The organism is Priestia aryabhattai B8W22, from assembly GCF_000956595.1.
GTDB classification, from domain to species: Bacteria; Bacillota; Bacilli; order Bacillales; family Bacillaceae_H; genus Priestia; species Priestia aryabhattai.
Genome location: NZ_JYOO01000001.1, coordinates 104,031 through 116,665, shown reverse-complemented (window position 1 = coordinate 116,665; position 12,635 = coordinate 104,031). Strand labels below are relative to the sequence as shown.

Genomic DNA, 12,635 nt, shown 5'->3' with positions numbered 1-12,635 from the left:
GGGTAATCAATGTGAACGCACAACAAAATACAGAGACCATTTCAGTACCTGCAAAGAAAAAAAGAAACCCAGCGGCAGCGCGCTTCTTCTCAAATCGTTTGCTAGTAAGAGGAGCGATACTTATTTTATTATCTATTTTGATTGCTGTTTTTGCTCCGCTCATTTCTCCTTTTGGTAGCTTACAAATCGACCCTGCAAATCGATTAGCACCGCCGTCAAGCACGCACTGGTTTGGAACGGATAACTTTGGACGAGATGTATTTAGTCGGACAATGTACGGCGTCAGAATATCGTTAATGATTGGAGCCGCAGTAACGATTATTGCTACTGTACTGGGTTTAATCGTTGGACTTTTATCTTCTTATTATAAAATTCTTGATTATATTTTAATGAGAATTTGTGACGGCTTGTTTGCTTTTCCATCTATTTTACTAGCAATTGCCATCATGTCTGCTTTAGGACCTAAAACAAGCAACGTTATTATCGCACTGAGCCTTGTATTTATTCCTTCGATTGCGAGAATTGTTCGTTCAGCTGCGCTTGTTGTAAAAGAAAAAACGTTTATTGAAGCGCTAAAAGCTCAAGGAGCAAGCTCACTTCGAATCATTTGTTTTCATATAGCGCCAAACGTCTTATCGCCTTTAATCGTTCAAGTAACATACGTGTTTGCTGTGACGATTTTAACAGAGGCTTCGCTAAGCTTTTTAGGAGCCGGAATTCCTGCGCCAACACCAAGCTTAGGAAATATGCTGTATGACGGAAAGCTTGCCATTTACAACGCGTGGTGGATGACCGTGTTTCCAGGTGTATTCATCATTTTAATTGTACTTGGCCTTAATTTATTTGGTGACGGTCTGCGCGATTGGTTAAATCCGAAAAACGTAATGCTGAAGAAAAGGAGGAAAAAACGTTGAGTAACGCCCTTTTAAAAGTAGAAGACTTACAAGTAACTTTTACAACGTATAGCGGAGAAGTAACGGCTGTTGACAATGTATCTCTTCAATTAAATAAAGGAGAAGTATTAGGCATTGTCGGTGAATCCGGATCAGGAAAAAGCGTAACGTCCGAATCTATTCTTCAGCTACTAGATGAAGACCTAACAAGCTACGATGGTAAGATTTTGTTTGAAGGAAAAAACTTATTGGACATGTCTTCAAAGCAAATTCAAAAGTTAAGAGGAAACGAAATCTCAATGATTTTCCAGGATCCCATGTCTTCATTAAATCCCGTTATGCCAATTGGAAAACAAATTGCTGAAGTGATTCGTCTGCATCAAAAAGTCTCTAAAAAAGAAGCGCAAAAGAAAGTCGTAGAGCTTTTAAGACTAACCGGCATTCCGTCTCCAGAACAGCGAGCAAAAGAGTATCCGCATGAAATTTCGGGTGGAATGAGGCAGCGCATTATGATTGCGATGGCTTTAGCCTGTGAGCCGAAGCTTCTTATTGCCGATGAGCCAACAACGGCTTTAGACGTAACCATTCAAGCGCAAATCCTTGACCTTATGATGGATTTAAAAGACAAGCTCAACATGGGCGTGCTGTTCATCACCCATGACTTAGGAGTTGTCGCTAATATTTGTACAAAAGTAGCCGTGATGTATTTAGGACAAGTGATGGAAGAAACGGACGTTAAAACGCTGTTTTCAAAGCCGCTTCATCCTTATACAATGGGCTTAATTAAGTCGGTTCCTCATTTAGATGGTGACAGAACAAAAGAGCTTTCGTCTATTCCAGGAACGGTTCCGCCGTTTTCAAACGTGCCAGACGGCTGTCGTTTTGCACCAAGATGCCCGTTTGCAACGGAAAAATGCCATAAAGAAGTACCCGTTTTAGAGCATGCCGATGATACGCATCGCGTTCGATGCTGGCACTATGAAAAAATTCAAGAAGGAGAGGTTGCGTATGTCTAGTGAAGCAAAACAGCAAAGCGCCAAGCCCTTGCTTGAAGTTCGCAACCTGCAAAAATACTATCCGGTTCGTTCAGCTTTAGGAAAAGCGAAGGGACAAATCAAAGCGGTTCAAGATTTATCCTTTGATATTTATGAAGGTGAGACGTACGGATTAGTAGGTGAATCTGGCTGTGGAAAAAGTACAGCAGGGCGCACGCTTTTAAAATTAGTAGAACCAACGGGCGGAGAAGCACAGTTTAATGGAGAAAGTATTTTCGAATCCAAAGCATCACGCTTACGGACAATTCGTAAAGATTTGCAAATGATTTTCCAAGATCCGCATACTTCCCTTAACCCAAGGAAAAAGATTGGGGCTTCCATTCAAGAAACATTAACAATTCATAATGTAGGCGCCAAAAGCGAACGAAAGCAGCTTGTCATTGAATTATTAAAAAAGCTTGGGTTTAACGAAGAAGATTACAACCGCTATCCGCACGAATTTTCAGGTGGTCAGCGTCAGCGCATAGGAATTGCGCGTTCATTGATTTTAAACCCAAAGCTTATTATTTGTGATGAGCCGGTTTCAGCACTGGACGTATCCATTCAAGCACAAATCTTAAACTTGCTGCGCAGTTTGCAAAGAGAAATGAAGCTTTCGTATCTCTTTATCTCCCACGATTTAAGCGTCGTAAGGCATATTGCGGACCGCGTTGGCGTGATGTATTTAGGTAGACTAGTAGAAGAAGGACCAACAGATGAGATTTTTTCAAATCCTCGTCATCCTTACACAAAACTTCTTTTATCATCTGTCCCGGCAATTCACGAACATGAAAAACGTGAAAAAATTGAGGTTAAAGGTCAAATTCCTTCTCCTCTTAATCCACCTTCAGGGTGTGCGTTTCATAAAAGATGCCCGTTCGCATTTGACCGCTGCATGAAAGAAACACCTGAAGATACAGTGATTGATAGCAAGCATAAAGTAAAATGTCACCTATATAGTTAAGGTGGAAATCTTAACTATATAAACTATAGATAAACGTATTGAGGCAGTAGAACAATTGAATGTATGGAATGAAAAAAGCCACTAGCGTCTCTAGTGGCTTTTTTAGTAAACAAAATAATCTACCTATCCTAATATATGGAGATATGAAAACAAAACGTGTTATGATGGTATCGGTGATAATTATGGGTAAAAAAGCAGATAAAACGAACGTAATGCGAATTTTAGATCAGAAAAAGATTGAGTACAATTATTATTCTTATGAAACTAAAAATCTGAGTGGGGTACAGGTAGCTACTTCGCTCGGAGAGGATCTTGCTAAAGTCTTCAAGACACTCGTGACCGTAGGGAAATCAAAAGAACATTATGTCTTCATGGTACCGGTTGAAAAGGAGCTTGACTTAAAGAAAGCGGCAAAAGCAGCTGGTGAAAAGTCTTTAGAAATGATTCCTCAAAGAGAGCTGTTGCCACTTACAGGATATGTTCACGGCGGGTGTTCTCCTATCGGAATGAAAAAGCAGTTCACAACCTTCATTGACTCTACGGCAGAAGACTGTGAAACGATTTACTTTTCAGGCGGGCGTGTAGGTCATCAGATACAGCTACCACTAAGTGACTTATCAAAAGTAATTCGTATACGTCCGGCAGACATCACAAAAGATAGTTAAAATGTAGTTCCCTTGAGCGAAACGCACTTAGACATAAGCGTTTCGCTTTTTTAGTTACCTTAATTATTGTCTTTTTACTTGTTGAAGTAAAGAAAATAAAAGTAAAAATATAGAAAAAATGATATTATATAGATAATGTGTAGGGGATTATAAAAAAACTAGGAGGAAGACAGAGATGATTAAATCAATTATTGGTGGGTTCATTTTATCTTTTATTCTTTTAGTAGCATGTACAATAGCTAACGTAAATTCAGAAACAGTACTTTTCACCGCTTTCATTCTATTAGTAGGGGTAGCCATCATTATATCTGGAGCAGCTGTAAGCGGTGATCGAATGAGAGCCAATCTTGCCACAGAATCAAAAACAGACAAGAAGTGGAGAATTACAAATTCTATAAACCTTATGTTAGCTGCCGCTCCAGTTCTCGGGGTATTTCTTCTCATTCACTACTTCGTATAGTTTATTCTTTGGCATATAAGTGCAAGCCGTAAGGTCCTAAAAAATAAACTAATTATTCATAAGATAATAGCGAAAAGAGGCGCTAGAATGAAAGAAATCACTTCACTTGCGGTAAGTTCGGCCATAAAAAAACTTTTATCTTATGCAACTTTAGAAGAGAAGGTTGATGAAGAATATAAAAAATACATTTGTTTGCCAAGTCGGAAATTATATAGTATTGAAATAAATGGAGGAACCGTTAGCTGTATAGGAGTTGAATTTTTTAACGCTAAGGAAGCTGTTATAAAACATATAGCTGTTTTACCAAAAGAGAGAGGGAAAGGAATAGGAAGCAGCATGATTCGCTTTCTTTGTAAGAACTATGATATACATTCTATTTTTGCTGAGACAGATAAAGAGGCAGTAAACTTTTATTCTAATTTTGGCTTCCAAATAACAAGTTTAGGTGAAAAATATCTCGGAGTGGAACGCTTTTTGTGTGAATTTAAAGTTAAATGAGATAAATTAAGGTCGCCGATGCAACAACATTATAGAGCATCTATGGCTGTATATATAATAAGGGATAAGATTAAAATTCGATAATTATCTTAAATTTAGGTTAGAGCTTAGTACAAGTTATGTTTATTCTACATATTATGTAAATGTAAGCAGCTTACACTTACAAGTTGAAAAGAGTATTTTCTTAACCATGTTCTTACTTAAAGAACATGGCTTTTTTTCTGTTTGTCATATAAATTAGAAAACCGAACTTTGTAAAATTTTTGTATGAATAATTAGAAAATATTATATTTTCTAATAAATCAATAGTACAATATATAAATAGAAGGGAGGATTAACACTACATATGTAATAGACAGCTGCCGCTTTTAAAACCGCTTATTTTGTTATCTATAGATGATATTGAAATGAATTATCCAACCTTTTTTAAGCGCTCTCATTATATAAGTAATTGGTTGAACAGGTTTTATAGAAAGCAATACAATCTAGCTGTTTAAAAAGATTTGCTGGTAAATTACTTACTACTTCATGTTACAGGAGAACCAACATTAAACACTCAAAGAAAAGAGGGATCACTCATGGCTCATACCAGTGAAGCTGCAAACAACAGGCGCGTTACAAGTAATATTTTCAAAGGATCTGTTGGAAATTTAATTGAATGGTACGATTGGTATGTTTACTCTGCTTTTGCCGTCTATTTTTCATCACAATTCTTCCCAGAAGGTGATTCAACAAGTCAGCTGCTTAACACAGCGGCGATCTTTGCTGTCGGTTTCTTGATGCGTCCAATCGGTAGTTTATTAATGGGACGCTACGCGGATCGTTATGGTCGTCGGGCTGCGCTTACCTTATCTATTACCATTATGGCGAGCGGTTCTTTTATTATCGCCTGTACTCCTAGCTATGGCACCATAGGATTATTATCTCCTATTATTCTAGTACTAGCGCGTTTGCTGCAAGGAATTTCCTTAGGCGGAGAATACGGAACGTCTGCAACTTACCTTTCTGAAATGGCAAGCAGCGGGCGAAGAGGATTTTATTCAAGCTTTCAGTATGTGACGCTTGTTGCTGGTCAGCTGGTGGCATTAGGTGTTCAAATTATTCTGCAAAACGTTCTTAGTGAAGCAGATATGATTTCATGGGGCTGGCGTATTCCTTTTGTTATTGGAGCAATCGGAGCACTAAGCGTTTTATGGCTGCGCCGTACAATGGATGAATCAGAACAATTTTCTAAAATGGACTCTGAAAGCCGTGAAAATGCAGGGACAATTAAAGCACTTATGAAGCATCCTAAAGCGGTGTTGACCGTTATTGGCTTAACATTAGGAGGAACGGTCGCTTTTTATACGTATACGACGTATTTGCAAAAATTTATGGTAAACAGTGTAGGACTAGATAAAGGAGTCGTAAGCTGGATTAACTTCTGTGCGCTGCTTGTATTTGTTGTCATTCAGCCAATAGCAGGTATGCTATCTGATAAAATTGGACGCAGACCGCTGTTAATGAGCTTTGGGATTTTAGGAACATTATTGACTGTACCGCTGTTTCTTTTTATGAAACAAGCACATAACCCAGTCATGGCTTTTTTATTAATGACAGTTGGACTTATCATTGTAACAGGCTATACATCTATTAACGCTATTGTAAAAGCTGAGCTTTTTCCAACAGAAATTCGAGCTCTTGGTGTAGGATTACCATATGGACTTACAGTTGCTATATTTGGAGGCACAGCAGAATTTATTGCCCTATGGCTAAAAAGTATCGGCCATGAATCACTTTTCTTTTTCTATGTAGCAGGGTGTATTGCCATCAGTTTTCTTGTTTATTGGCGTATGGGAGAATCCTCTAAAGATTCATACATAGAGTCCGAGTTGAAAACAGATGACAAAGACGACAACATCCCGCCAAATAATGTGAGTTTTTAATTTTTTTAAACAAATAATCGTTCGATAACATAAAGAGGACTGGCTATAAAAAGCCAGTCCTTTTTTATACACTTGAAAGATATTTATTTTGTAGTTGGTTCAGAATATGGAAAGATAGGTTCTTTTAAGCTAAACTCATGCGTGCCTTCTTCGATAAGACCCACTGTTTTATCGCTATCGTAAAGGGCTAGCCTTACTAACCTATCCGTGCTGCACAACTTTTTTCTGTAGTAGGATTTTTGTCTATTATTTGGTGATAATAAGTCCTCGTATGGTCTCATTCCAGTAATGTTTAAAATGAGGCTTTGCCTTAGCCATTTTGAACACTTCCTTTAAAATTTTCCTGATTGGCTAGTCGTTATACTAAGTTTAATAAAATCACCTAAAGTTGTTATCCAACGCAGTGCGTAACTTACCTCATGAATTTGTACGACTAAAGAATGAAGAGGAAAATAATTAAAGGCATATACAAAAGAAGAGCTACATAATAAAAGGATTATTTTGTGATATAACGAAATAGAGAGTATACATCAGAAATAGAGAGAGGGTAAACTTCGTGAATACTTTATGTTCCTTTTTTATGAATCCAGCTTTAACTGCTTCAACGTTTTTAATAGAATTACAGAGTGCGTTCTTTCGTCCTATTTGGAAAGAGTATAATTATGATGATTATTTTACCTACAAGGTATATGTTCCAAGTACATATACTGGATTAAGTAAAGTACCATTAATCGTTATGCTTCATGGATGTCAACAAGATGCAGATGATTTTGCTGCGGGTACGGAGATGAATAAGCTAGCAGAAGAAAAAGGTTTTATTGTTCTCTATCCTCAGATGAATTACTTTGCTAATTCCAACGGGTGCTGGAATTGGTTTTATGAGTATAACCAGTTTCGCGGTAATGGAGAGCCAGACATAATAAAAGATATGATTGATCACATAACCGCTAAATATGCGATTGATTCTACTAATATATACCTTGCTGGCATGTCAGCTGGAGGATTTATGGCAAATGTGATGGCTATTGCTTATCCTGATGTATTTAAAGCGGTAGGCATTCATTCAGCAGGCAGTAATGCGTGTGCTGTAGACCTCATCACAGCTGGAGAAGTCATGCTATACGGCTCTTTCAATCCTGAACTTGACGGTGATGAAGCTTATAAAAAAATGGGACCTTATGCACGGCCTGTTCCCATCATTACGTTTCATGGTCAATCAGATACAACAGTCAATCCAATTAATGCGTCTACATTAATTCAGCAGTGGATTTATACATACAAGAATTTCGGTATAGACCTACATGAAAATGCTGCTTTTTATACGTCACAAGACAACGGAAATCATTATAGCTACATAATGTCTGACTACGTAGATGCAGAAAATAAAATCTGGATAAAAAAAATTATGGTAGAGGATATGGGGCATGCATGGTCAGGAGGAAATGACAATGGATCAGATACTGATTCAAAAGGTCCTAATGCTTCAAAAATGATGTGGGATTTTTTTGAAGCCCAGAATGATTAAATAGAGCATGAAAGAGCATTCACAATGTACCACTACATAATATCAGCCTTTCATTTTTTTGAAACGAATAATCGTCTACCAACAGTAAAAAAGGATCTTATCGAAAGATCCTTTTTGTGTTATCAGCCAGCATTTCTTAACAAGTAGCTTCAAACCGATTTAACAATACATCTAGATCCTGACTGATTTTAATCGTATTACTACTTGTAAACCCTTCTTCTAGGGCAATCATCATCATCATTTTTCGTATAAATTCTATCTTTATCAGCAGTAGTCTACATTTGAAACACATTAAGTTTCCTCCACTTGCCACGTCATTTTAAAGGTTTAAATTATTGAATTATTTATGTGAAAACGGTTCAAATCTTAAAAATATAACCTAAAAAATATAGTAACAAATAGATAGTGTCGAAGTCTGTCGTATTTTGAATTCAAATATTTTCATTTGAAAAGAATTAACTCTTAAACGTTTTGCTGGAAGCTGTACTCTGTCTTAGTCATGATTGCTCCACCGGTTATAAAATAACCCACGGAGTAACAGAGCTTACTCTGTTTTGCGGATATAGGCATAATCCGATTACATTTAGGCATGTTAACATAAGAAAGGAGAAGTTAATAATATGCCCAATGTCATAAGAATTCTTCAATTGCTTCTTCCATGGATTTCCCTTGTTCTTATGCAAAAAAAATCAATTAGAACCTATTTTCCCGCTTCTCTTTTTGCCTCATCGTTAGTAATTGGAATGTGTTCATTAGCTATTCCTTACAAGTGGTGGAGGGTAAAAGGAGGGTGGAAAGGGAAAATTTTAAACGATAGCAGTTTTATTTTTAGCCCCTTTTTAGTAGGAACACTGTGGATCTTTCATTTTACGTTTGGTAGCTTTAAACGATTTTTCTTCGTTAATTTACTTATGGATTCACTATTTGCTTTTCCGCTAAGTTACTTGTATCAAAAATTGGACTTATTTACGTTAGTCAGCTTTAAACCAAAACATATCTTTTTTTCATTTATTAGTTTCTGTTTAACTATTTATGGCTATCAGGCACTGATAAATAAAGATAAATAATAGGTGAGGGCCGTTTCTAACTGCTTTAGACTTTGTAAAAAGCGCAACAAAAAAGCGTCTGTTAAGACGCTTTATATATAATACATATACTGCTCTTCTTTATTGGCATTTGTTGTTTCATGGATTATTTCTTCCGGGATATTGGACGTCCGGTTAGTAAAAAGCATAAACAAAGCAATAATTGATGCCATAAAACCTAAAGTAACAATCACAATAAATCCCTCCCTTTAGAATATATATTCTACTTTCATTTTCATTTTCCTATCTTTATTTTATACCCTTATTTTATTTTCTCAACACATAAAATAAAAAGAGTGTATGCATTGTCTGGATTTCCATCCAAAGTAAATACAATCAAGGGAGCTTAAAACAGACATTTCACTTAAAAAAGTAGGAAACCATAAAGATTTCTTCGTATTCGGGACATGAATCATTAAAATTATTAATCATTGAGATAACTTATTTGTATTGTACGAATGAAAGAAATTTATATATATTAAAAATACGAAATATTCATTAAATTATACGAGGCTTTGTTTTGAGTTAAAAAGAAAAAAGCTGCTGCTTTAAAGGCAACAAGCAAGCAGTATAAGATTAAGGAAGTTACACGGGATATAAAAGTTATAGAAATGAATACAGGTAGAATTCTTTTTGCTCAAATATTCACAGAGTTTTCATTCGTAAAAAAGACTGAAAATTTTGATAATTAATTTCACTTTTATTAAGGGGGACTTTTTATGACAACAACGGTTTTAAATGTATCAACTTATTCTTTTTATCTTAACGGTGAGTGGAAAGAAAGCAAATCAGGGCAGACGATCGATATTGTTTCTCCATACCGTCATGATGTGATTGGAAAAGTGCAGGCTATCACAAAAGAAGAAGTCGATGAAGCAGTACATGCCGCACAGAAAGCTCAAAAGGGGTGGGCAGAAACTTCTCTGCAAGACCGTGCAAAATATTTATATAAGTGGGCAGATGAGCTGGTAAAAATGCAGAGTGAAATTGCCGAAATTATTATGAAAGAAGTTGGAAAAAGCTTAAAAGATGCAAGGAATGAAGTCGTGCGCACAGCTGATTTCATTCGTTATACAGTTGAAGAAGCACTTCATATGAATGGAGAAAGCATGAAAGGAGATAGTTTTCCTGGAGGTTCTAAGTCTAAAGTTGCCATTGTTGAACGTGTACCTTTAGGGGTTGTCCTCGCGATTCCTCCATTTAATTATCCGGTAAATTTGTCAGCTGCTAAGCTGGCGCCTGCGCTTATTTCAGGAAATGCAGTGATCTTCAAGCCCGCAACGCAAGGAGCGATCAGCGGTATTAAGATGATTGAAGCTCTTGATCAAGCAGGTATTCCACAAGGACTTGTAAACGTCGTAACGGGTCGCGGATCTGTAATTGGTGATTACTTAGTTGAACATAAAGGCATTAACATGATTTCGTTTACCGGAGGAACAAATACGGGTACTCAGTTAGCTAAAAAGGCAGGCATGATTCCTCTTGTGCTAGAACTAGGAGGAAAAGACCCAGGTATTGTATGTGAAGATGCAGATTTGCAGGAAGCAGCAAAACATATTATCAGCGGAGCATTTTCTTATTCCGGTCAGCGCTGTACAGCCATTAAACGTGTACTTGTGCATGAAAAAGTGGCAAACGAGCTGGTCGACATCCTAAAAGAAGAAGTACATAAACTATCAGTGGGTTCTCCTGAAGATGGATGTACGATCGTTCCATTAATTGATAGCAAGGCAGCGGACTTTATTCAAATTTTAATTGCAGACGCACTCGGAAAAGGTGCAGAAGTTGTGACTGGAAACAAGCGGGAAGGAAACCTTATCTACCCTACGCTTTTAGATGACGTGAATGATACTATGCGTGTAGCATGGGAAGAACCATTTGGTCCTGTGTTACCAATTATCCGCGTCGCTTCTGATCAAGAAGCCGTTGACATAGCAAATGAATCAGAATTTGGCTTGCAAGCAAGCGTTTTTACAAAAGATATTAATAAAGCCTTCTCAATTGCAAATAAAATTGAAGTCGGTTCCGTTCAAATCAACGGCCGCACAGAACGCGGTCCCGATCATTTCCCTTTTATCGGTGTAAAAGGATCCGGTATGGGCGCTCAAGGCATTCGTAAAAGTATTGAATCGATGACTCGTGAAAAAGTAACGGTATTAAACCTTCAATAATTGAATTCCCAGAGCTCTCCAAATCGATCCAGTAGAGTGTAGAGAATCTCAAAGGAAAAAGCCTGTGCTCCAAAAAGTACAGGCTTTTAAACGTCTTATTTACCTATCACTCGATTCCATCTTTATAGTTTTTATGCCAGTTTTTATCACCTTTGTGCTCAATATCTTCAACGGTTTTTTCAAGCTCTGACATAATGAGTGTTTTCACTTGATAGATGGTATCAAAAAAAGCTTTCTCTTCATCCGGATTCGGCTTTATTTTGGCTGCTGCTGAAATATCAACATATCTGCGATGTTCAGTTGTTAATTTATCAAGCGCATCAAAAATATGAGAGGTCAGAACAGCAACCTCCTTATGATTATCAGGCAGCTTTTCTTTTAATGTTTCAATTCTTTTATCCATGTTAAAGTCCCCCTATAACGTGTTGTATTTATGTAACTTTCCCACTAATAAAAATGAATAACCTTAAATAGCAAAAATTCATAGGAATTAGCACGTGAAACAAAATTATACTACAGGATATCATGTTAAAGTGAAAAATTGGTGAAATGGGAGGGTATATTTTTGCATAGAGGGTATGTAATAAAAGTCGGTTTTTTTGCAGAGATAGTTACCTTAAAATACATTGAAGCAAGCAATCAATATAAAAGTTCATCTATTTTTAATAGATGATGACCTTTTTTGACTATTTTATAAGATTTTATGACTTTTTTTGAATGAATTTGATTGTTTTTGATGATTTTTCGAATAATCTGATATATAATGAAAGCGTAAACAGTAAAACATGTCGGTTGGTTAAGAAAAACATCCACAAAAACTGGATTCATTATTACATAAAATCAGACCTCTGTTTTTATAAAAATAAATAGAATTTGAGAAAAGGAGAATGAGGATGGACATATTGGATGCAAAAATAGTGAATACAAAGTACGGTTTAGAAACATATCTGGATGTATCAGAAAGCGTAGAAATAAAAGAAATTCATATGCCGAGTTCAGAAAATCAATCTCATAAAATTAAATTTGGAATCAAGTATTTTCTTTTAAGAGAAGGAAAGTATTACGATAGCCAAAAAGGTTATTTTTGGCTTTGTATGAATCACGATTTTAGCAGCCTTATGCTGAGTGAAACGGAAACAGAGAGTTTGTTTGCAGTTAAAAGTGAAGAAGAAAGAGAAGCAACAAAAACGCTATTAGCAGAATGGTTTATCAAAACGAATGCGTACAAAGAAGTCATCAACGAATGTATCCATCAGATTAAAACGGAGAATATTCGTACAGAAGAAGACATTGAAGACCGAGTGGACGCCATACAATTTTTAGAAAAATTAAAGGTATTAACTGCAAAAGAGATTGAAAACGCTTCTATAGAAAATCTATATGCCCTGCAACAAATTGGTTAGGCTATAGTTCGC

14 protein-coding genes are annotated in these 12,635 nt (G+C 36.5%); 11 read left to right on the top strand and 3 right to left on the bottom strand.

All coding sequences use genetic code 11. The features are described from left to right. Positions 1 to 11: 11 nt before the first annotated feature. From N178_RS00490 to N178_RS00455, 8 genes are all read left to right on the top strand, one after another. Positions 12 to 914, top strand: a complete 903-nt coding sequence (locus N178_RS00490; protein WP_237758352.1) for an ABC transporter permease — start codon at positions 12 to 14, stop codon at positions 912 to 914. After that, positions 911 to 1,909: an ABC transporter ATP-binding protein gene (locus tag N178_RS00485; protein ID WP_045289566.1), complete on the top strand. Its 999-nt coding sequence runs from the start codon at positions 911 to 913 to the stop codon at positions 1,907 to 1,909. Before N178_RS00490 ends, N178_RS00485 begins: the two co-directional genes overlap by 4 nt. Beyond that, positions 1,902 to 2,891, top strand: coding sequence for an ABC transporter ATP-binding protein (locus tag N178_RS00480; RefSeq protein ID WP_045289564.1), 990 nt, complete (start codon positions 1,902 to 1,904; stop codon positions 2,889 to 2,891). Before N178_RS00485 ends, N178_RS00480 begins: the two co-directional genes overlap by 8 nt. 182 nt (positions 2,892 to 3,073) lie before the next feature. Beyond that, complete coding sequence (gene ybaK / locus N178_RS00475; RefSeq protein ID WP_045289895.1) at positions 3,074 to 3,556, top strand: Cys-tRNA(Pro) deacylase; 483 nt, start codon at positions 3,074 to 3,076, stop codon at positions 3,554 to 3,556. 175 nt (positions 3,557 to 3,731) lie between these two features. Beyond that, a complete protein-coding gene (locus N178_RS00470) occupies positions 3,732 to 4,016 on the top strand; it encodes a DUF5316 family protein (protein WP_045289562.1) in 285 nt (94 codons plus the stop codon). Positions 4,017 to 4,103: 87 nt separating this feature from the next. After that, positions 4,104 to 4,514 carry a GNAT family N-acetyltransferase gene (locus N178_RS00465; RefSeq protein ID WP_045289560.1) on the top strand — a complete coding sequence of 137 codons (411 nt, stop codon included), beginning with the start codon at positions 4,104 to 4,106 and terminating at the stop codon, positions 4,512 to 4,514. Positions 4,515 to 5,092: 578 nt separating this feature from the next. Beyond that, positions 5,093 to 6,439 carry an MFS transporter gene (locus tag N178_RS00460; protein ID WP_045289558.1) on the top strand — a complete coding sequence of 449 codons (1,347 nt, stop codon included), beginning with the start codon at positions 5,093 to 5,095 and terminating at the stop codon, positions 6,437 to 6,439. Positions 6,440 to 6,995: 556 nt separating this feature from the next. Continuing rightward, a complete protein-coding gene (locus N178_RS00455) occupies positions 6,996 to 7,964 on the top strand; it encodes an extracellular catalytic domain type 1 short-chain-length polyhydroxyalkanoate depolymerase (protein ID WP_045289557.1) in 969 nt (322 codons plus the stop codon). Positions 7,965 to 8,100: 136 nt separating this feature from the next. Here N178_RS00455 and N178_RS25605 read toward each other — a convergent pair whose 3' ends face one another. Beyond that, positions 8,101 to 8,256 (bottom strand): aspartyl-phosphate phosphatase Spo0E family protein, encoded by a 156-nt coding sequence (locus N178_RS25605; protein ID WP_016763750.1) that lies wholly within the window; start codon positions 8,254 to 8,256, stop codon positions 8,101 to 8,103. Positions 8,257 to 8,584: 328 nt separating this feature from the next. On the opposite strand from N178_RS25605, the gene N178_RS00450 reads away from it, so the two are divergent. Then, positions 8,585 to 9,031, top strand: coding sequence for a hypothetical protein (locus tag N178_RS00450; protein ID WP_045289556.1), 447 nt, complete (start codon positions 8,585 to 8,587; stop codon positions 9,029 to 9,031). Between the two features lie 71 nt (positions 9,032 to 9,102). Here N178_RS00450 and N178_RS26840 read toward each other — a convergent pair whose 3' ends face one another. Further along, positions 9,103 to 9,243 carry a hypothetical protein gene (locus tag N178_RS26840; protein ID WP_169746645.1) on the bottom strand — a complete coding sequence of 47 codons (141 nt, stop codon included), beginning with the start codon at positions 9,241 to 9,243 and terminating at the stop codon, positions 9,103 to 9,105. A 525-nt stretch (positions 9,244 to 9,768) separates the two neighbouring features. Here N178_RS26840 and N178_RS00445 point away from each other — a divergent pair. After that, positions 9,769 to 11,220 (top strand): NADP-dependent glyceraldehyde-3-phosphate dehydrogenase, encoded by a 1,452-nt coding sequence (locus N178_RS00445; RefSeq protein ID WP_045289554.1) that lies wholly within the window; start codon positions 9,769 to 9,771, stop codon positions 11,218 to 11,220. A gap of 106 nt (positions 11,221 to 11,326) precedes the next feature. Here the strand turns inward: N178_RS00445 and N178_RS00440 are convergent, their stop codons facing one another. Further along, a complete protein-coding gene (locus N178_RS00440) occupies positions 11,327 to 11,623 on the bottom strand; it encodes a hypothetical protein (RefSeq protein WP_013082749.1) in 297 nt (98 codons plus the stop codon). A gap of 490 nt (positions 11,624 to 12,113) precedes the next feature. Here N178_RS00440 and N178_RS00435 point away from each other — a divergent pair, with 490 nt between their 5' ends. Further along, positions 12,114 to 12,623: a hypothetical protein gene (locus N178_RS00435; RefSeq protein WP_045289552.1), complete on the top strand. Its 510-nt coding sequence runs from the start codon at positions 12,114 to 12,116 to the stop codon at positions 12,621 to 12,623. The last annotated feature ends 12 nt before the right edge of the window (positions 12,624 to 12,635 follow it).

Excerpts from the sequence above, each read along its gene's own strand:
- ybaK (WP_045289895.1), top strand. The coding sequence starts at position 3,074 with ATGGGTAAAAAAGCAGATAAAACGAACGTAATGCGAATTTTAGATCAG.
- N178_RS00450 (WP_045289556.1), top strand. The coding sequence starts at position 8,585 with ATGCCCAATGTCATAAGAATTCTTCAATTGCTTCTTCCATGGATTTCC.
- N178_RS00465 (WP_045289560.1), top strand. The coding sequence starts at position 4,104 with ATGAAAGAAATCACTTCACTTGCGGTAAGTTCGGCCATAAAAAAACTT.
- N178_RS00460 (WP_045289558.1), top strand. The coding sequence starts at position 5,093 with ATGGCTCATACCAGTGAAGCTGCAAACAACAGGCGCGTTACAAGTAAT.
- N178_RS00435 (WP_045289552.1), top strand. The coding sequence starts at position 12,114 with ATGGACATATTGGATGCAAAAATAGTGAATACAAAGTACGGTTTAGAA.
- N178_RS00480 (WP_045289564.1), top strand. The coding sequence starts at position 1,902 with ATGTCTAGTGAAGCAAAACAGCAAAGCGCCAAGCCCTTGCTTGAAGTT.
- N178_RS00440 (WP_013082749.1), bottom strand. The coding sequence starts at position 11,623 with ATGGATAAAAGAATTGAAACATTAAAAGAAAAGCTGCCTGATAATCAT.
- N178_RS00470 (WP_045289562.1), top strand. The coding sequence starts at position 3,732 with ATGATTAAATCAATTATTGGTGGGTTCATTTTATCTTTTATTCTTTTA.
- N178_RS25605 (WP_016763750.1), bottom strand. The coding sequence starts at position 8,256 with ATGTGTTTCAAATGTAGACTACTGCTGATAAAGATAGAATTTATACGA.
- N178_RS00445 (WP_045289554.1), top strand. The coding sequence starts at position 9,769 with ATGACAACAACGGTTTTAAATGTATCAACTTATTCTTTTTATCTTAAC.